Below are 18,143 nucleotides of genomic sequence, written 5' to 3' on the forward strand. Positions count from 1 at the left end.
CGTCCGTCGATCTTTCTTGCTTCCGTCACATTCATCTGTGAAAGCAGCGGACATATTTCGGATATAAGGACGATCTCATGCACCGCTCGCTCGCAAGCCGCTCTGCACTTGCTCTTTTGTTTGCAGTCACCGCGGCAACCACGGCATTGGCTCAGCAGCAGGCAATGGCTCCGACGGCCTCCCCTCCACCCGCCGCAACGCCTCAGGCTGCTCCCGCGGCCTGCGGCGGCGATCTTGCCGAATTCCTGGCCGGCGTGAAGGCCGATGCGGTTGCTGCAGGCGCTTCGGCCGAAGCCGCCGACAAGGCGCTCGCCGGCGCGCAGATCGATCCGAAGGTTCTCAGCCGCGACCGTGCGCAGGGCGTCTTCAAGCAAACCTTCCTCGAATTCTCACAGCGTACCGTCAGCCAGGGCCGCCTGGATATCGGCCGCCAGAAGCTGAAGCAGTTTTCCGACGTCTTCACCAGGGCCGAGCGAGACTATGGTGTCGCACCGGGCGTCATTACCGCCTTCTGGGCGATGGAGACGGACTTTGGCGCCGTTCAGGGCGACTTCAACACGCGCAATGCGCTTGTCACGCTGGCGCATGATTGCCGCCGTCCCGAACTCTTCCGCCCGCAGTTGATCGCGCTCATCGAAATGGTCCAGCACGGCGACCTCGACCCGGCGGCCAACACCGGCGCATGGGCAGGCGAAATCGGCCAGGTGCAGATGCTGCCGCGCGATATCGTCGCTTACGGCATGGATGGCGACGGTGACGGCCATGTACGGCTGAAGGAGAGCGGCGCTGACGCCATCCTCACGGCTGCGAAGTTCATCCAGCATCTCGGCTTCGAACGCGGTCAGCCCTGGCTGCAGGAGGTCACCCTGCCCGACAACCTTCCCTGGGAAAAATCGGGGCTCGGCGGCACCATGACGGCGGGCGAATGGTTCGCGCTCGGTGTCCAGCCGCGCGACGGCAACACCAGCTTCGGCAATCTGGAGGGCGACCTCGTTCTCCCGCAGGGCCGTCACGGGCCGGCCTTCATCGCCTACCCGAACTTCAAGATCTATCTCGAGTGGAACAAGTCGTTCATCTACACGACCTCGGCCGCCTATTTCGCCACCCGCTTTACCGGCGCCCAGCCCTACCTCAAGGGGACGCCGGAACAAGGCCTCGTGAACGACCAGATGAAGCAGTTGCAGACCAAGCTGCAGTCCAAGGGCCACGATGTCGGCAAGATCGACGGTATCCTGGGCTCCGGCACCCGCGTTGCGATCCAGAAGGAACAGCAGCGCCTCGGAATGCCGGCCGACGGCTGGGCGACGCCCGGCCTCTTGAGCGCGCTCTGATCTGCTATTTCGCGAAGACTGCCAATTTCGATCGCGCCCCGGAAATTGCCGGAGCGCGTTTTCGTTTTCCCGCATCATATCAGCAGCTTCCGGCCATGCCTTGATGCAGCCGTCAACGTTAACGGGCCAATCGCCCAGTTTAACGTGCCGTTAAAATGTGTGAATAAAATTTCGTTGTGATTTAGCGCTTAATTCCAATTGGTTAGTCGACAGGACCCCGACTCATCCACAGCCCGCCGCTGCGCTGCAGCATAGAATCCGCTTTTCACGCGACACAATTCAGACATATTATGTGCTGGTTAACGCGAGGAGGCAGACATGGGTATCACACGATCCTTGAATGTCCTGTTGGTCAGTGCAGCGTTCGCGTTCGTCTTGTCCATGCTCTTCATTTGAGCGCTCGACGAGCCCTATGACTGGAATACCTAGCTCCTGAAAAGCTAACAGATCAGCCAATTAAAAAGCGCATGTCACCGCCAGACATGCGCTTTTTTATTCGATGCCGATTGGCAGGTTTCAGGCGGCGGCGCCCGCTACCCTCTTCGCGCCTTCACGGCGGAGACCGAGATTGGTGAGCACTGCCGAAACCAGCGGCGAACGATTCATCGTATAGAGATGGAACTCGTCCAGGCCGCGGCGAACGAGATCCTCGATCTGCTCGACGGCGACATCCGCGGCAACCTTTGCCCGTTCGTCCACCTTGTCGTCGAGACCGGCAAAGCGCTCGTCGAGAAACGCCGGGATCACCGTGCCGCACGCACTGGCAAAGCGCTTCAGCTGCGTCAGGTTCTGGATCGGCATGATGCCGGGCACGATTGGAATTTTGACGCCTGCGGCCCGCACCTTCTCCAGGTAGCGCTCGAAATTGTCGTTGTCGAAGAAGAACTGCGTCAGCGCGCGGTCCGCGCCGTTGTCGGCCTTGCGCTTCAGCATGTCGATATCGGACGCCACGTCCCGGCTCTCTGGATGCTTTTCCGGATAGGCGGACACCGAAATCTCGAAGTCGCCGATGCCGCGGAGACCGGCCACGAGTTCAGCCGCATTGGCATAGCCGCCCGGATGCGGCTGGTAGGGAACCCCTGCCCCGCCGGGCGCATCGCCGCGCAATGCGACGAAATGCTTGACGCCCACATTGCGGAAATGGTCGATCACCTGATGCGTCTCTTCCTTGGTGGCGCCCACGCAGGTGAGGTGCGACGCGGTCGAAAGCGGCGTCTCGTTGAGGAACCGCGTGACGGCCGTCAGGGTCGGCGCCTTCGTGGTGCCGCCCGCGCCATAGGTCACCGAAACGAAATCCGGACTCCAGTCCTGCAACTCTGCCACAGCCTTCCAGAGCTGACCTTCCATCTCCTCCGACTTCGGCGGGAAGAATTCGAAGGAAATGCCGATATTGCGGCGGTCTCCGGTGTTCAAAGCCATATCATACCTCCCCGGCCAATACTGTTTCGGCGCTTTCGGATGCAACGAGGCGCCTCGGATCGCGCGCAAGCCAGATGGTGACCGTAAGCCCCTTCTCGCCCTGCTGACCCGGATGAAGATCGACGGTCTGCTCCACATCGAGCCCCGTCTTGCGCAGCCAGTCCGTCACCGACTGATGCGAGAAACCGAGGCGGACATGTGCATGCTCGTCGCGAAGATATTCGAGCGCGTGCGGCGCAAGGTCTATGACCATAAGACGTCCGCCCGGGGCCAGCATCCGCGCCGCCTCGGCGATCGCGATTTCCGGCTGATCGAAGAAATGCAGGACCTGATGAATGGTGACGAGATCGAAGTCCTGCCCCTCGAACGGCAGGTTCAAAATATCGGCATGCCGCACCGAAGCCTTGGTGATGCCCGCTCTGTCGAGATTGGCGCGGGCAACGCTCAGCATGTCGCGGCTGGCATCGACCCCGATCGCCCGTCGATAAAGCCCGGAAAGCAGCTCCAGCATGCGCCCGGTCCCCGTGCCGAGATCGAGCAGCGAGTAGACCGGCTGAGTGCCGAGCAGCTTGATGACAGCGGCATCCACCTCCTCGTCGGCGGCGTGCAGACGCCGAAGCTCATCCCATTCGGCGGCGTTGCGGCTGAAATAGGCTTGTGCCCGCTCCGCACGCTGGCGCTTCACAGCCGACAGACGCTCGCCGTCGCGCAGGATCACAGGGTCGTTCGCGGAGGCATGTGCCAGCAGCACGCGCACCAGCGCTGCCGCCTTGCCGTCCTGCCTCAGCCGGAAATAAGCCCAGGCACCCTCCTGATAGCGATCGATGAGGTCGGCCTCGCCGAGGAGCTTCAGATGTCGCGAAATACGGGGCTGCGATTGGCCGAGAATTTCCGTAAGATCGGTCACCGTCAGGTCACTGGCGGCAAGCAGCGCGAGAAGCCGCAGACGCGTCGGCTCACCGGCCGCCTTCAAGACGTCCACCAGCGCATCCAGTCCAAGCCTCACAGCTTCAGCCATATTCGACCCAATCAACATATAAAGATATCTTTATGTGATTTGAACGCGAGTGGCAAGCATGAATCCGCTCCATTCACGAAATTCGCCGCTCTGAAAGCGACCGCACACAATGCAAAAAGCCCCGGCTTTGCCGAGGCTCTTGATCTGAAGGGCCGTGAGAAGATCAGCGCGTCAGGCGCTTGTAGGTCACCCGCCTTGGATTGATAGAATCCACGCCAAGACGCCGCATCTTGTCCTGCTCATAATCTTCGAAGTTCCCCTCGAACCATTCCACATGGCTGTCGCCTTCGAAAGCGAGGATGTGCGTTGCCAGGCGGTCGAGGAACATGCGGTCGTGGCTGATGATAACGGCGCAGCCGGCGAAGTTTTCGAGTGCGTCCTCAAGAGCTCCCAGCGTTTCCGTATCGAGGTCGTTGGTCGGTTCGTCGAGCAGGATGACGTTGCCGCCGGCCTTCAGCATCTTGGCGAGGTGGACGCGGTTGCGCTGGCCGCCCGAAAGCGTGCCGACCTTCTGCTGCTGGTCGCCGCCCTTGAAGTTGAAGGCGCCGCAATAGGCGCGCGAATTCACTTCGTGCTTGCCAAGCTTGATGATGTCGTTGCCGCCGGAAATTTCCTCCCAGACGGTCTTGCTGCCGTTGAGGGCATCGCGGCTCTGGTCGACATAGCCGAGATCGACGGTATCGCCGATTCGGATTTCGCCGCTGTCCGGCTTTTCCTGGCCGGTGATCATGCGAAACAGCGTCGTCTTGCCGGCACCGTTCGGGCCGATGACACCGACGATGCCGCCCGGCGGCAGCTTGAAGGTGAGATTCTCGATCAGAACCGTATCGCCATATCCCTTGGTAAGGTTCTCGGCCTCGATCACGACCTGGCCGAGACGCTCGCCGACCGGGATGACGATCTGGGCGTCGCCGGGACGACGGTCGGCGGCTGCCGCAACCAGGTCGTCATAGGCGCGGATACGCGCCTTCGACTTTGCTTGACGCGCCTTCGGGCTGGACGCAATCCATTCCTGCTCGCGGGAAAGCGCCTTCTGACGGGAGGCTTCTTCGCGGCCTTCCTGCTGCATGCGCTTCGCCTTTGCCTGCAGATAAGCCGAGTAGTTGCCTTCGTAGGGAATGCCGCGACCGCGGTCGAGCTCGAGAATCCAGCCGGTGACGTTGTCGAGGAAGTAGCGGTCGTGGGTGATCATCAGCACAGCGCCCGGATATTCGCGCAGGTGCTTTTCGAGCCAGGCGATTGTCTCGGCATCGAGGTGGTTGGTCGGCTCGTCGAGCAGCAACACGTCCGGCTGCGACAGCAGCAGCTTGCACAGTGCAACGCGGCGGCGCTCACCGCCGGACAGCGTCGTGACGTCCGCATCGGCCGGCGGGCAGCGCAACGCGTCCATCGCCATCTCGACCTGGCTTTCCAAGTCCCAGAGGTTCTGGCTGTCGATAATGTCCTGGAGCTTGGCGCCCTCCTCGGCCGTCTCGTCGGAGTAGTTCATCATCAGTTCGTTGTAGCGGTCGAGGATGGCCGTCTTCGAAGCGACTCCTTCCATGACGTTTTCGAGCGCCGTCTTCGAAGCATCGAGCTGCGGCTCCTGCGCCAGATAGCCGAGTGTCGCACCGTCGGCGAGCCAGGCCTCGCCCGTATATTCCTTGTCGAGGCCGGCCATGATGCGCAGGACCGTCGACTTACCGGCGCCGTTCGGGCCGAGGATGCCGATCTTGGCGTCGGGATAGAAGGAAAGGTGGATGTTCTCCAATACCTTCTTGTTGCCATAGGCCTTGCTGAGGCCGGCCATGTGATAGATGAACTGACGTGCCATTATATGCTGCTCCGGGCGGAAACTTGAAAACCGTGGCCGCTATGTAGGCGAAAGCCGGCGCCCGGGCAACGCCGAAACCGGCTTTCTATACGGCAAATCGATTTTGGTTCCGTTCGAAAAGCAACGGAACGGAGGGATTCTCCGGCTCTCGTCAGGCCTTCCGCCCAGTCGCGTGAAATAGCCGCGCGATCGCTCGATATGGGTCACGCAACGAAGCAGCGCGCTCAAGCGCGATGAGCTTGCCAGCGAGCGCCTCGTCAAAGCCGGGTTCGTCAAGATGATCGGAAAACATGCGGACTCCCCGCCATTGGCATTCCGCAAAGCCACAGGCCTCCATCTGCTGAACAACCGCCGAAGGATCATCGCCGCGCGTCTTGATTCCAAGGTTGCCCATGCTGGCCGCCGCGCCGGTTTCGATCAATTCCCTCGCCGTCGCGTAGTCTCCAAGCAGCGCTTCCCGAAAACCGCTGGAGAGTGCGTTTTTCGTCAGGATGCTAAGCAGCCCGCCGCGGGTTACATGATTTGCAAGGTTTCGGATGGCAGCGGCGCTGTCGTCCAAGTACATGAGCACCCCGTGGCAGCAAACAGCATCGAACAGATGCTACGATGCGAAATCGGTGATGTCGCCCGGCGCAAACTCGAGGCGGTCGCGGACTTGCTCCGGCAGTTCTGCCTTGCGCAAATTTGCCCGGCGTAGCATTTCCGGCGAAGCGTCAATGCCGAGAACTCCAAAGCCTGCTTCGGATAGGCGCGCGGATATCTCGCCATCGCCACACCCCATATCCAGAATTGTTCCGCCGGCAGGCGCAAGGCTGGCCACGACTTCGAACACCAGCTCGTGACGTATTCTGCCGCGTATCCCATCCGAGTATCTTTGATAGGCGTCCCCGACGCTTCCGAAGTCGTCCAGCCGCATTGTTCTCCCACCCTGCGCGGAAAGTATGCCGGTTCTCCAGTTTCCCGGCCGTGCCGACAAACCTTCAGAAGCCCGCAGCGTCGACAACGCCTTCATCGCAGCCGAAGGAGGTGCGGCCGGCGCTTTGGATGAGTTTCGCAAGCCCCGCACCGGCACCGGCGGCCGAGCCCGCATCCTCCGACAGGCCGATCGTCAGCTCACTGATCACACGGATGCCGCCTGCACGGCGGCAGCTCATCTTCACGCGCTCGCCGGCGCCAGCCCCGAAGCTCTTGTCGAAAGCCGCCTTGATCTGATCAGCCTTGACCGTCTTACCGACATTCGCCGCAAAGAGGTCGCGCACGGCAGAGCCGTTCAGGTCACCCATCAGGCGGATCGCCGCGCCGAAATAATCGTCGGCGCTCATCTTCGTGCAGGTGCCGTGCTTCGTCCATTCGTGACGTTCGAGACCGGATTGCGTTCCGGGCATGGCTTTTGCAAGGGCCGACGCGTTCTCGGCCGTCAGATTGACCTCCGGCAGCTTCTGCCAATCGCCGTCCTTGTCGGCTGCCTGCAAGTCCTTCGGCACACCGCAGTAGTTCTGGCGCAGCGGCCAGAGGCCGTGCAGCGAGAAATTCGTCGCGTCGAAACGCTCCCTCGTCTGGCTGCTGCATTCCGGCTTTTTCTGGTTTGTCTGGCAGAATGCCGGCTGCCAGCTTGCAGCAAGGATGAAGTGAGTCCGCCCTTCCCGTTCCTGCGCAACCGCAAAGCCAGCCAGAATCATCGACAGAACAAACGCCATCAAGCGCAGAAACACCCTGCTCATCGCCACTCCCCGCAGACGGAACAATTCCGGAACAAATAAACACGGAGGCCAAAACTCTGCAACCCTGAATCGTAAGAAATTTTGCTGCAAACATGTGCCGGGATGTTGCATTTGGCCCTCGATCTGCTCTGTTGCAGCGGGAGGAAAGCAATGTTTTCGCAAACACAATGGCTTAAGACGCCGGAGGCAACGCTCGCCTTTCATCATGAGACAGCCGGCGGCGGCTCGCGTGGCGTGCTGTTGATCTCCCACGGACTTGCCGAACATTCGAAGCGCTACGCACGCTTCGCCAAGGCGATGGCTGCACGCGGCTATCATGTCTATGCCCACGACCACCGCGGCCATGGCGAGACGGTGGCTAAGGGCGCACCGATCGGGCAGTTCGCCCCCCGCAATGGTGTGCAGCAAGTCCTCGCCGACATCGTGGCCATGCGGGACTCTGCGGCAGAGCTCCACCCGAATCTCCCGGTGATCCTCTTCGGCCATTCCATGGGCGGCCTGATTGCGCTCAACGCTGCCGTGACCTATCCGGAGAAGTTCGACGCCGTTGCCGTGTGGAACTCGAATTTCGCGGTCGGTCTCGCAGGCCGCGCCGTGCAAGCCATCCTGCTTGTCGAAAAAGCCCTGAAGGGTTCCGACGTTCCGAGTGGCATGCTGCCTAAACTCACCTTCAGTGCCTGGGGCAAGTCCATCCCCGGCCATCGGACGGAATTCGATTGGCTCTCCCGCGATCCGGCCGAAGTCGACAAATATATCGCCGATCCGCTCTGCGGCTTCGATGCTTCCGTCTCGCTCTGGCTCGATATCTTCGAGCTCACCTTCCGCGCGCCGCAGAAGCGGCATCTCGACAGACTGCGAAAGGATCTGCCGATCCACCTCGTCGGCGGCGGAAAGGATCCGGCGACCGATGGCGGAAAAGCCGTGGCCTGGCTGTCAAACCATTTGAAACGGCATGGGTTCTCCCGTATCACGACCGAAATATATCAGGACAAACGGCACGAAACGCTGAACGAGATCGGCGCCGAAGCGGCGATTTCGGCCTTTGCCGATTGGTGCGATGAAGCAACCGCAAGGTCCTGATAAGAGGACCATGGAATGAGCAGTGCCGCGATGATGAAGAATGCCACCTCCGACGTGACCATGGGCCTGCTGCTCATGTTCCTTTCGGTGCTCGTCTCGCCGGTGATCGACATTTTTTCCAAGCTTGCGATCACGACGATTCCGTCCGCGGAAATCACCGCGGCGCGCTTTGCCGTGCAGGCGCTCTGCATGCTTCCGATCGTTCTCTGGCGGAAAAACCTGGCGGACTTGTCGTGGCGGCAGAGCCTCTTCCACGCGATCCGCGGCGCCATCATCACCATTTCGATGATCTCGTTCGTCACGACACTGAAATACATGGCGGTTGCAGACGCGATCGCGATCTTCTTCGTCGAACCCATCATTCTGACGATACTAAGCAGTATTTTTCTCGGCGAGACAATCGGCTGGCGCCGCTACGCCGCCTGCGGCGTCGGCTTCTTCGGTGCGATATTGATCATCCAGCCAAGCTTCCAGGAGGTCGGCTACGTGGCGCTATTGCCGGTCGTCAGCGCAGTCTGCATCGCCATCTCCGCGATGATGAACAGGGCCCTGGCACAACGCGAGGATCCCTGGGCGATGCAATTTCATATGGGCCTTTGGGGCCTTCTTTTCTGCGTCATTTTGCTCTTCATCGGGCATGGGAGCGGCTCGGATGTGTTTGATCCGGTGACGCCGGACATGACAGGTCTCGTCTGGCTCCTCGGCGTCGGCGTAACGGCCGCGATCGCCGGCATTCTGGGCGTCTATGCCTATCGCTCCGCACCCGCCTCGACCTTGGCGCCGCTGCAGTATTTCGAGATCGTCTCGGCGACGATCTTCGCTTGGCTGGTTTTTGGCGATTTTCCCGATGCCATGAAATGGCTCGGCATTCTCATCATCATCGCATCCGGACTTTACATCATCTGGCGCGAGCGCCGCTTTGCATCCAAGCCCGTATCCGATACATCTGAGGCGACGCGGGCGCCGTGATCCGTTCTCGGGAGGAACATGACGGACAGAAGCAGGAAGCCGCCGCTTGACGGCATCAGGGTCATCGAGCTCGCCCGCGTTCTGGCAGGTCCCTGGGCCGGTCAGATGCTGGCCGATCTCGGCGCCGACGTCATCAAGGTCGAAAATCCGGATGGCGGCGATGATACGCGGCAATGGGGACCGCCCTTCGTCGAGGGTAAGGACGGCGAAAACCTTTCGGCCGCCTATTATCACTCCGCCAATCGCAACAAGCGCTCGGTCACGGCCGACCTGAAGACGGAGGAAGGCCGGTCGCTGGTGCGGCGCCTTGCAGCAACGGCCGATGTCCTGATCGAGAATTTCAAGCTCGGCGGCCTCGTCAAATACGGGCTCGACTACGAAAGCCTTCGCAAGATCAATCCGAAGCTCGTCTATTGCTCGATCACCGGCTTCGGCCAGTTCGGTCCCTATGCCGGCCTCGCGGGCTATGACTATATCGTCCAAGGCATGTCCGGCTTCATGTCGATCACCGGCGAGCCGGATCGCCAGCCGATGAAAGCGGGCGTCGCTATCGCCGATATCTTCACCGGCATCTATGCCGCATCGGCAATCGAGGCCGCCCTCATCCATACCCTGAAGACCGGTGAAGGTCAGCTCGTCGATATGGCGCTGCTCGACGTTCAGTCCGCCGTGCTCGCCAATCAGAACATGAACTACCTGATTTCCGGCCGCGCGCCGACGCGGCTCGGCAATGCCCATCCGAATATCTCTCCCTATGAGGTCGTGCCGAGCGCCGACGGCTACCTGATCCTCGCCGTCGGCAATGACAGCCAGTTCCGTCGCCTCTGTACGGTCCTCGGCCTCGATGGCATCGCCGGCGACGAACGCTTTTCGACCAACAGGGCCCGCGTCGCCAACCGCGATGAGGTGCGCCGCCTGGTATCGACCGAAACGCTGAAATGGCAGAAGGCCGATCTCTTGAAAGCCTGCGAAGAAACCGCAGTGCCGGCCGGCGCGATCAACACCATCGAAGAGATGTTCGCTGATCCGCAGATCGTCGCGCGCGGCCTGCGCATCGATCTGCCGGATGCGGCAGGAACCATGATCCCCGGCGTGAGGACGCCGGTCGTGCTCTCCGAAACGCCCCTGCGATACGAAAGGCCGAGCCCGCGGCTTGGCGAACATCAGGAAGAGGTTCTGGCCGAGCTCGAGGCATTGGAGCGCGCCGAACGGGAGAGGAAATCGGCACCATGAAGAAGACCGGCGGCGAGCTGATTGTCGAAGCGCTGAAGGCAAACGGGGTTAAGCGCCTTTCCTGTGTGCCCGGCGAAAGCTTTCTTGCCGTGCTGGACGCGCTTTATGACACCGATATCGAGGTGATCGTCTGCCGTCAGGAAGGCGGCGCCGCGATGATGGCCGATTGCTGGGGCAGGCTCACCGGCGAGCCCGGCATCTGCATGGTTACCCGCGGCCCTGGCGCGACGAATGCTTCGGCGGGCCTGCATATCGCCAGACAGGATTCGATCCCGATGATCCTCTTCATCGGCCAGGTCCAGCGCGATGCCCGCGAGCGCGAGGCCTTCCAGGAAGTGGAGTTCCGGCGCGCGCTGACAGAATATGCCAAATGGGTCGGCGAAATCGACGATGCGGCGCGCATTCCCGAATTCGTCACCCGCGCCTTTGCCGTTGCCACCTCTGGCAGGCCCGGGCCTGTCGTGCTGTCACTGCCCGAGGACATGTTGCGTGATGAAGTGGAAGCGCCGCGCGCAAAGCCTTATGCCCGCGTTCCGGCTCATCCCGGACGCCGTCAGGTCGACGATTTCTACATGCGGCTCCTGAAGGCCGAGCGTCCGATGGTCATTCTCGGCGGCACACGCTGGGATGCGGATGCCGTTGCCGATTTCCGCATCTTTGCCGAGCGCTTCAAGCTGCCGGTCGGATGCTCCTTCCGCCGCCAGATGCTCTTCGACCACCTGCAGGCAGGCTATGCCGGCGATGTCGGCATCGGCATCAATCCGGCACTGGCGAAAGAGATCAAAGAGAGCGACCTGCTGATTTTGCTGGGCGGCCGGATGTCGGAAATGCCGTCGTCAGGCTATACGCTGATCGACGTCCCCTACCCGGCACAATCGCTCGTCCATATCTATCCCGACCCGTCCGAGCTCGGCCGCATCTACCGCCCGGATCTTGCGATCTGCGCATCGCCGCAGGACTTCGTCGCCGCCCTTGCCGATCTCGAAGCGCCTACCGAACCGCGCTGGGCCGAGCGGACGGAACGCATGCACCAAGCCTATCTTGACTGGTCGAAGCCGCCGCGGACAGGCCCCGGAGCCGTGCACATGGGGCCGATCATGGAATGGATCGAGGGCAACACGAAGGCCGACACGATCTTCACCAACGGTGCCGGCAACTATGCCACCTGGCTGCACCGCTTCCATCGCTTCCGGCAGTTCAATACGCAGGCAGCACCCACATCCGGCTCGATGGGTTACGGATTGCCCGCCGCCGTTGCCGCCAGGCGGCTTTTTCCGGAGCGCGAAGTCATCTGCTTTGCCGGTGACGGCTGCTTCCTGATGCACGGGCAGGAGTTCGCCACCGCAGTTCGCTACAATCTTCCGATCATCGCCCTCGTCATCAACAACGGCATCTATGGCACGATCCGCATGCACCAGGAACGTGACTATCCCGGCCGTGTCAGCGGTACGGATCTCACCAATCCGGATTTCGCGGCTCTTGCCCGTGCCTACGGCGGCCATGGCGAAACGGTGGAGAAAACCGAGGACTTCGCGCCCGCCTTCGAGCGCGCCCGCGCCAGCGGCAAGCCGTCGATCATCGAGGTGAAACTCGATCCGGAGGCGATCACACCGACGCGCACGCTCTCCGAAATCGCCCAAACAAAAAGCCGGTGAGCGAACCCACCGGCTTTCGAAATTGGCAATGACGCCGATCTCAGTCGATTGCCGCCGTGACGATGAACTCGACCTTGTACTTCGGCGCTGCGAGCTTGGCTTCGCTGGTCGCGCGGGCTGGAGTGTTCGTCGGATCGACCCAGGCTTCCCAGGCAGCGTTCATTTCCGCAAAGTAGGAAATGTCGGAGAGATAGATCAGCGTCTGCAGGATCTTCGATTTGCTGGAACCTGCAGCGGCAAGCAGGCGATCGACTTCGGCAAGCGCCGACTTGCACTGATCGGTCACGCTCTCGCCTTCGCCGACTTGGCCTGCGAGATAGACGGTGTTGCCGTGGATGACCGCGCCGCTCATGCGGGCGCCGACGTCGATACGCTTGATGCTCATGATGCTCTCCTAAGTTTTATGAAATAAAGGCGCGGTGGAGGCCGCGCCGGAAGATCAGCCGCGAATATGATGGGTCTTCTGATAGATTGCGGTGGAGCGCGCGCCGGAACGGCAATAGCCGAGCATCGGGCGCGGAAATTCGTCGAGCGCGTCGACCATGCCCTGCACGGCTTCCTCCGTCACGCCCATCGGGCCGACGGGCACATGCGCGATGTCGAGGCCAAGTTCCTTGGCGCGGGCTTCGATCACGGAAAACGGCGTCTGGTCCGGGCTTTCCTGATCCGGGCGATGGCAGACGATCGACTTGAAGCCCATCGCCTTGATCTGATCGAGATCCTCCAGCGTGATCTGGCCGGATACCGAATATTCGTCGTCGATCTGGCGGATGTCCATCGCACGTTCCTCCTGAGAATGAATGGCAGAAGCTCTACGATGCGAGACCGGAAGCGTCAATAACTGTTCGCCTAGAGGAAGGCGAAGCGAAGCGCATAGGTGCGGCTCTCGCCCGGCTGCAGCATGTTGAACTCGCCGCCCGCCTGAAGCTCGCTGCGCGAGACCCAACGATGCGAGACCGGTTCGATGCCGAAAACGTCCGCCGGCGTCTTCTGGTTCCGCCAGACCTGTAGATGCGGCAGCGTATCTGCGTGGAAACGCACGCACAGCGTCTTGCCGCCCGCTGCTTTCATCGGCCCGAGCCGGACTTCGGCAAAACCATCCTCGGCGGCCAAAGCCTCGACGCAAAAGAGGCCGCCAAGCTCTTCTCCGAAGCTCCACGGAAAACCCCCGCCTTCGAACATGGCCCCTTCCAGCCGCGTACCGGCATCGAGCCATTTGCCGCCGGTATTTATGTGGTACATCAGGAAGGTCGGTACCACTTGGCCGCTGGTGTTGACGACGGTGTCGTCCAGCAAAACTTCCCCCGTCGCGCCGTCGATGCGCCAAAGCCGTTCGATCCGCTGCGGCAATCCTTCGACGGTGACGATATCGATGTCGGCGCGGCACTCGGCATTGCCGTTCTCGAATTTGGTCCAGAGAACCTTGGCGGGATGACCGGACGCCGAACCATGAAGCGGGTAGACCTTTCCATCCGTGCGCGCCGGGATCGGCTCGCGATGGCGGATGTGGTCCGGACCGCAGGTGAAGAGAAAACCTTCGAGCGAGTGGTCGATACGCGGATCGCCGTCGTCCGGGATGGCGCGCTTCGGCGCGATATCGACACCGTCGACGATGCATCCGCCGATATCCATCACCGATGTTTCGTCCAGCATCAGGCGCGGTCCCTTGGCGGCGGCAAACTCGATCATTGCATTCCTCCAGATCTTTAGGCTGCCGTAGGGTTAGGACCCGTCCGCACATTCGTCAATCGCGGCAAGCCCGTTGCGCACAACCGGCAATGCATGCCGGAACCCGCTTGCCAAACCAAGCGTTTTGTCCCAGGCAGGAAACGCAATAATTTTCATCTTTTGTTTAGTACGAATTCATAAATTCCACATTAGCGTCAAGATTCGCAGGTGTGTGTCGGCCAAGTCACTGTTTGAGGTGTAAGACGTGAAGCGCTTTCTAAAATCGGGGATGTCCCTTGCCGCGGCCGTGCTGGCCCTTGCGGCCGCCACACCGGGTGCCGATGCGCAGCAATACGGCCGCCGCCAGCGCGATGTCGTGATGGTGACCCCCGACGGGGCGATAATCGACTACATTCCGCCGGGTGCCGACGTCTATTATTCGCGGGATCGCAACGGCAAGCGGGTCCTGCTCGATGGCTACGGCAACGTCGTCGCGACCGAAATGCGCGGCAGCGGCTATTATCCGCCACCGCCTGTCCGCGAAACCTATAACAACGATCCCTATTATCCAGATAGCGGCAGCACACGTTACGTGGAACGCGGCGCCGTGACGGGCTCCATCCCGCGCGATGCGGAAATCCAGCGCGAGCCGCTTTACGACCAGCCTTATCCGGATGCCAACGGAGAAAGCTATCCGCAGAACGAGGACTATGCGTCGATCGAACCGGATCAGCCGTTCCCGGGCGACATGCAGCCGAAGCCGCCCTCAGAACCCGTCATCACGCTCAAGGGAAAATCGAAGCCTGAAATCGTCGCCATTCAGGTCTTCCTTGACCGCGCGGGCGTTTCTCCGGGCGTCATCGATGGCCACATGGGCTCCAACGTCACCAAGGCGATATATGCCTATGAGCAGATGACCGGCGAAAAGCTTGACCCCAACAATACCGAAGCGATCCTCGAGCAGCTTCGCCTGTCGGGCGGGCTACCCGTCACCAGCTACACGATCACGCCCGCAGATGCCGCCGGGCCTTATGTCGCCGCGATTCCGGAAGACTATTCGCAGAAGGCGCTTCTGCCGTCGATGGCCTACACCTCGACGACCGAAATGCTTGCCGAGCGCTTCCACATGGACGAAGCCTTCCTCAAGGAAATGAACCCCGGCGCCGATTTCACCGTTCCCGGCACGATCATCAAGGTCGTCAACCCTGGGCAAGCCAAGACCGGCGCCGTCGCCAGGATTCTCGCGGACAAGGCCAAGAAGCAGGTCTTCGCCTATGATGCTGCCGGCAATCTCGTCGCCGCCTATCCCGCCTCCATCGGCTCCAACGATACCCCTTCGCCCTCCGGCGTTGTCAACGTCGAACGCGTTGCCCTGAACCCCGGCTATACCTACAACCCGAAGATCAATTTCCAGCAGGGCGCAAACGACCGGATCCTGAATATCCCGCCCGGCCCGAACGGTCCTGTCGGAACGGTCTGGATCGCCCTTTCGAGGCCGACCTACGGCATTCACGGCACGCCGGAACCGTCGAAGATCGGCCGCACCCAGAGCCACGGCTGCATCCGCCTGGCGAACTGGGACGCAACGGAGCTCGCCAAGATGGTGAAGCCCGGCGTGACGGTCGAATTCGTCGACTAAGCCGAAAAGCCCAAGGCACGCAGGAACCATAGGCCAGGCGCAATGAATTTGGTGGGTCGTCAGGATTTTCGCGACAGTGCCGCCAGCAAGTCCGCCAACTGATTGGCGCGAACATCGTCCAGCTTCGCGCCTAGATGGCGTTGAAGCGCCGAGGCATAGACGGTCCACATGCGCGCTTGCATGGCGCGCCCCGCCTCCGTCACAGTGACCCACCGGCCGCGGCCGTCCTCGTGGAATATCTCGCGCTGAACAAACCCTTCCTTCTCCATTCGGTCGATAAGGCGTGAGAGATTGTGTTGCGCCAGCAGCGTGCGCTGCTCGATCTCATACGGCCGCAATTTGCCATCCTTGGCACGCGTCAACTCTAACAGCACGTCATACCAGCCGAGCGGCGGAAAGCCCGCCGCCTTCAAGTCCTGCTCGATCGCCATCAAGACGAGCCGTTGAGCACGCATGAGACGCACCCACGCGCGTGTGATGGACGGTGAAGGTTGATCGGCTGTGACGTTTGGGCAATCGAACATAGATGCAATTACATCTATATTGACCCACAAGGCAAGCTCCAATATAGATGCATATGCATCTATATTGACGGAGACCTCCATGACCCAGAACCGCCTGACAGGCTATGGCGCGGCATTGCTGCGGCTCAGCTCGGCGACGGCCTTTTGGCGCTATGCCCTTCACGCCCCATCCGTTGATTCCGATTAATCAGGAGCTTTCATCATGTCCGACAACAAGCTGACCTTGGTCAGTCATCATCTCTGTCCCTACGTCCAGCGCGCCGCTATTGCGTTGATTGAGAAAGGCGTTCCATTCGAGCGCCGATATGTCGATTTATCTGCAAAGCCCGATTGGTTCCTCGCCATTTCCCCGCTTGGCAAGGTGCCGTTGCTGGTCGTGCGGCAGGGGGATGAAACAGAGGCAGCGTTGTTCGAAAGCGCCGTCATCTGCGAATATCTTGAAGAAACCCAACCTGGCGTTCCGCTCCATCCAGCCGATCCGCTCACGCGGGCGCGGCACCGCGGGTGGATCGAGTTCGGCTCGTCCATCCTCTCGGACCTGTGGGGGTTCGAGACCGCGAAGGATGCCATAACCTATCAGACAAAACGCCAGATGCTGATTGAGAAATTCAGGCGTGTCGAGGCTGAGTTAGGCGCGGGACCGTTCTTCGCCGGTCCCGCATTCAGCCTTGTTGATGCGGTGTTCGCGCCGGTCTTCCGCTATTTCGACGTATTCGACGCGATCACGCCGAGCGGCATATTCGAAGATCTTCCTCGCGTGACGGAATGGCGCAAGACGCTGGCCGGCCGGCAAAGCGTGAAAGAGGCAGTGATGGAGGACTATGCCGATCGCCTCATGGTCTTTCTCAAGAACCACGACGCATGGCTTCTGAAACTGGCCGGCTGAGAAACTCGCAATCGACCGCCGCCTTTCGAAACCTGATCGAAAATCAGAATGTTGCTTCAATCCCACTTTCAAGCAACATTCACACATTGTGGAAGATCAGCCTGTGGCGGCCTCAAGTCGATCAGCGCGAAGAACGGTCGGCGCTCCTTGGGAAGAGGCGTGCTTTTGTTCCAAACTGTATTGCCGGGGTGAACCGCCCATCTCTCTCCTGAAGGCCGTGCTGAACGCGCTCTCGGATTCATAGCCCAGTGACAAAGCAATGGCCGAGATCGGATCGTTCGAGTTCGCCAGCCTGTCCGCCGCCAACAACATGCGCCAGCGAGTCAGGTAGTCCATAGGCGTCTCTCCGACCGTTGCCTTGAACTTCATGGCAAAGGCCGATCGGGACATGCAGGCGCGCCGAGCAAGCTCCTGCAACGTCCACCGGTAGCCAGGATCGGCATGCATCGCCGTGATCGCCGCGCACATCTGCTTGTCGGCGAGCGCGAAGAACCATCCGACCCGGCCCTTTACCTCCTCCGCCAGATGGAGCCGCAATGCCTGGACAAGCATCATATGCGCAAGGTGCTGGGCGATGAGGAAGCTACCTGGCTGAGGCTCGCGCAGTTCGTGCATCATCCGCTCTACCGACCAGCGCAACGCGGCCTGATCGGAATCCCTGCGGATATGCACGATGGGAGGCAGTGTCCGCAGCAGCGCACCAGCGTTTTGCCCGCTGACAGCGAACCGGCTGCCGACCAGAAAAAAATCCCCGCCGCCATTCACCGAGACGACACCGCCCGCCCTTGCCGGCGGAAAGATCGTGCCGGCCTCGACAGGTTGCAGGCTCAAGTCGCTTGCGAGGCGAAAGGGCCGGCCGCTCGGCAGCACGAAGCAGTCGCCGCCCTCCAGACGGACCGGATCGGACACATCTTCCACCGACAGCCAGCATCCGCCGGAGACCACCGCATAACATTTGATGCGCTCGTGCTGGTCGGCGAACTGGATCGACCAGTCTCCGCCCGCATCGAAGCCGGAGGACACATAGCTGCGCGGTTTCAGCAGCGAGAGGACATCGGAGAGCGGATCCATCGTGAAACCTGGACGATCGCGAAAGTAATATAGACTTTAACGCATAGATCGTACTTCGGCAACCGCCTAAGTTCCCACCATAACGACTGCGATCGTCGTCATGACCTCGACGATTT

At 61.0% G+C, this 18,143-nt stretch carries 18 protein-coding genes; 7 read left to right on the forward strand and 11 right to left on the reverse strand.

Features of this window, described 5'->3' with window-relative positions; genetic code table 11:
- Positions 1-77 precede the first annotated feature (77 nt).
- Positions 78-1,331 carry a lytic murein transglycosylase gene (locus tag BN1800_RS04065; protein ID WP_086994702.1) on the forward strand — a complete coding sequence of 418 codons (1,254 nt, stop codon included), beginning with the start codon at positions 78-80 and terminating at the stop codon, positions 1,329-1,331.
- 516 nt (positions 1,332-1,847) lie between these two features.
- On the opposite strand, the gene metF is transcribed toward BN1800_RS04065, so the two are convergent.
- The 6 genes from metF to BN1800_RS04095 all read right to left on the reverse strand — a co-directional run bounded on the left by metF (position 1,848) and on the right by BN1800_RS04095 (position 7,302).
- Entirely contained in the window at positions 1,848-2,750 is a 903-nt protein-coding gene (gene metF / locus BN1800_RS04070; RefSeq protein WP_027508712.1) for a methylenetetrahydrofolate reductase [NAD(P)H], read from the reverse strand.
- Position 2,751: 1 nt separating this feature from the next.
- Positions 2,752-3,768 (reverse strand): ArsR/SmtB family transcription factor, encoded by a 1,017-nt coding sequence (locus BN1800_RS04075; protein WP_086994977.1) that lies wholly within the window; start codon positions 3,766-3,768, stop codon positions 2,752-2,754.
- 163 nt (positions 3,769-3,931) lie between these two features.
- Entirely contained in the window at positions 3,932-5,581 is a 1,650-nt protein-coding gene (gene ettA, locus BN1800_RS04080; protein ID WP_086994705.1) for an energy-dependent translational throttle protein EttA, read from the reverse strand.
- A gap of 151 nt (positions 5,582-5,732) precedes the next feature.
- Complete coding sequence (locus BN1800_RS04085; RefSeq protein WP_086994708.1) at positions 5,733-6,146, reverse strand: class I SAM-dependent methyltransferase; 414 nt, start codon at positions 6,144-6,146, stop codon at positions 5,733-5,735.
- Between the two features lie 36 nt (positions 6,147-6,182).
- Positions 6,183-6,497: a class I SAM-dependent methyltransferase gene (locus BN1800_RS41245; RefSeq protein ID WP_179213747.1), complete on the reverse strand. Its 315-nt coding sequence runs from the start codon at positions 6,495-6,497 to the stop codon at positions 6,183-6,185.
- A 64-nt stretch (positions 6,498-6,561) separates the two neighbouring features.
- A complete protein-coding gene (locus BN1800_RS04095) occupies positions 6,562-7,302 on the reverse strand; it encodes a ribonuclease T2 family protein (RefSeq protein WP_086994714.1) in 741 nt (246 codons plus the stop codon).
- Between the two features lie 150 nt (positions 7,303-7,452).
- On the opposite strand from BN1800_RS04095, the gene BN1800_RS04100 reads away from it, so the two are divergent.
- The 4 genes from BN1800_RS04100 to BN1800_RS04115 are packed head-to-tail and all read left to right on the forward strand — an operon-like array spanning position 7,453 to position 12,239.
- On the forward strand, positions 7,453-8,382 hold the full coding sequence (locus tag BN1800_RS04100; protein WP_086994716.1) for an alpha/beta fold hydrolase: 930 nt from the start codon (positions 7,453-7,455) through the stop codon (positions 8,380-8,382).
- A gap of 15 nt (positions 8,383-8,397) precedes the next feature.
- Entirely contained in the window at positions 8,398-9,351 is a 954-nt protein-coding gene (locus tag BN1800_RS04105) for a DMT family transporter (RefSeq protein WP_086994719.1), read from the forward strand.
- Positions 9,352-9,369: 18 nt separating this feature from the next.
- The gene (gene caiB, locus BN1800_RS04110; protein ID WP_086994723.1) at positions 9,370-10,584 is read left to right on the forward strand and encodes a succinate--glutarate CoA-transferase; all 1,215 of its coding nucleotides are present in this window, start codon (positions 9,370-9,372) and stop codon (positions 10,582-10,584) included.
- Entirely contained in the window at positions 10,581-12,239 is a 1,659-nt protein-coding gene (locus BN1800_RS04115) for a thiamine pyrophosphate-binding protein (protein WP_086994726.1), read from the forward strand. The genes caiB and BN1800_RS04115 overlap by 4 nt, the downstream gene beginning before the upstream one ends.
- Positions 12,240-12,279: 40 nt before the next feature.
- Here BN1800_RS04115 and BN1800_RS04120 read toward each other — a convergent pair whose 3' ends face one another.
- The 3 genes from BN1800_RS04120 to BN1800_RS04130 form a co-directional block, all read right to left on the reverse strand.
- Positions 12,280-12,624 carry a RidA family protein gene (locus BN1800_RS04120; protein WP_027508703.1) on the reverse strand — a complete coding sequence of 115 codons (345 nt, stop codon included), beginning with the start codon at positions 12,622-12,624 and terminating at the stop codon, positions 12,280-12,282.
- 54 nt (positions 12,625-12,678) lie between these two features.
- A complete protein-coding gene (locus BN1800_RS04125; RefSeq protein WP_022714338.1) occupies positions 12,679-13,017 on the reverse strand; it encodes a protein tyrosine phosphatase family protein in 339 nt (112 codons plus the stop codon).
- 71 nt (positions 13,018-13,088) lie between these two features.
- Complete coding sequence (locus BN1800_RS04130; RefSeq protein WP_086994729.1) at positions 13,089-13,928, reverse strand: DUF4432 family protein; 840 nt, start codon at positions 13,926-13,928, stop codon at positions 13,089-13,091.
- 244 nt (positions 13,929-14,172) lie between these two features.
- Here BN1800_RS04130 and BN1800_RS04135 point away from each other — a divergent pair, with 244 nt between their 5' ends.
- Positions 14,173-15,546, forward strand: a complete 1,374-nt coding sequence (locus tag BN1800_RS04135; RefSeq protein ID WP_086994732.1) for a L,D-transpeptidase — start codon at positions 14,173-14,175, stop codon at positions 15,544-15,546.
- 59 nt (positions 15,547-15,605) lie between these two features.
- On the opposite strand, the gene BN1800_RS04140 is transcribed toward BN1800_RS04135, so the two are convergent.
- Positions 15,606-16,070 (reverse strand): MarR family winged helix-turn-helix transcriptional regulator, encoded by a 465-nt coding sequence (locus BN1800_RS04140; protein WP_086994981.1) that lies wholly within the window; start codon positions 16,068-16,070, stop codon positions 15,606-15,608.
- Between the two features lie 202 nt (positions 16,071-16,272).
- On the opposite strand from BN1800_RS04140, the gene BN1800_RS04145 reads away from it, so the two are divergent.
- The gene (locus tag BN1800_RS04145; protein WP_086994734.1) at positions 16,273-16,956 is read left to right on the forward strand and encodes a glutathione S-transferase family protein; all 684 of its coding nucleotides are present in this window, start codon (positions 16,273-16,275) and stop codon (positions 16,954-16,956) included.
- 96 nt (positions 16,957-17,052) lie between these two features.
- On the opposite strand, the gene BN1800_RS04150 is transcribed toward BN1800_RS04145, so the two are convergent.
- Positions 17,053-18,027: an AraC family transcriptional regulator gene (locus tag BN1800_RS04150; RefSeq protein ID WP_086994737.1), complete on the reverse strand. Its 975-nt coding sequence runs from the start codon at positions 18,025-18,027 to the stop codon at positions 17,053-17,055.
- Positions 18,028-18,143: the final 116 nt, after the last annotated feature.

This window comes from Rhizobium sullae, from assembly GCF_900169785.1.
GTDB lineage: Bacteria > Pseudomonadota > Alphaproteobacteria > Rhizobiales > Rhizobiaceae > Rhizobium > Rhizobium sullae.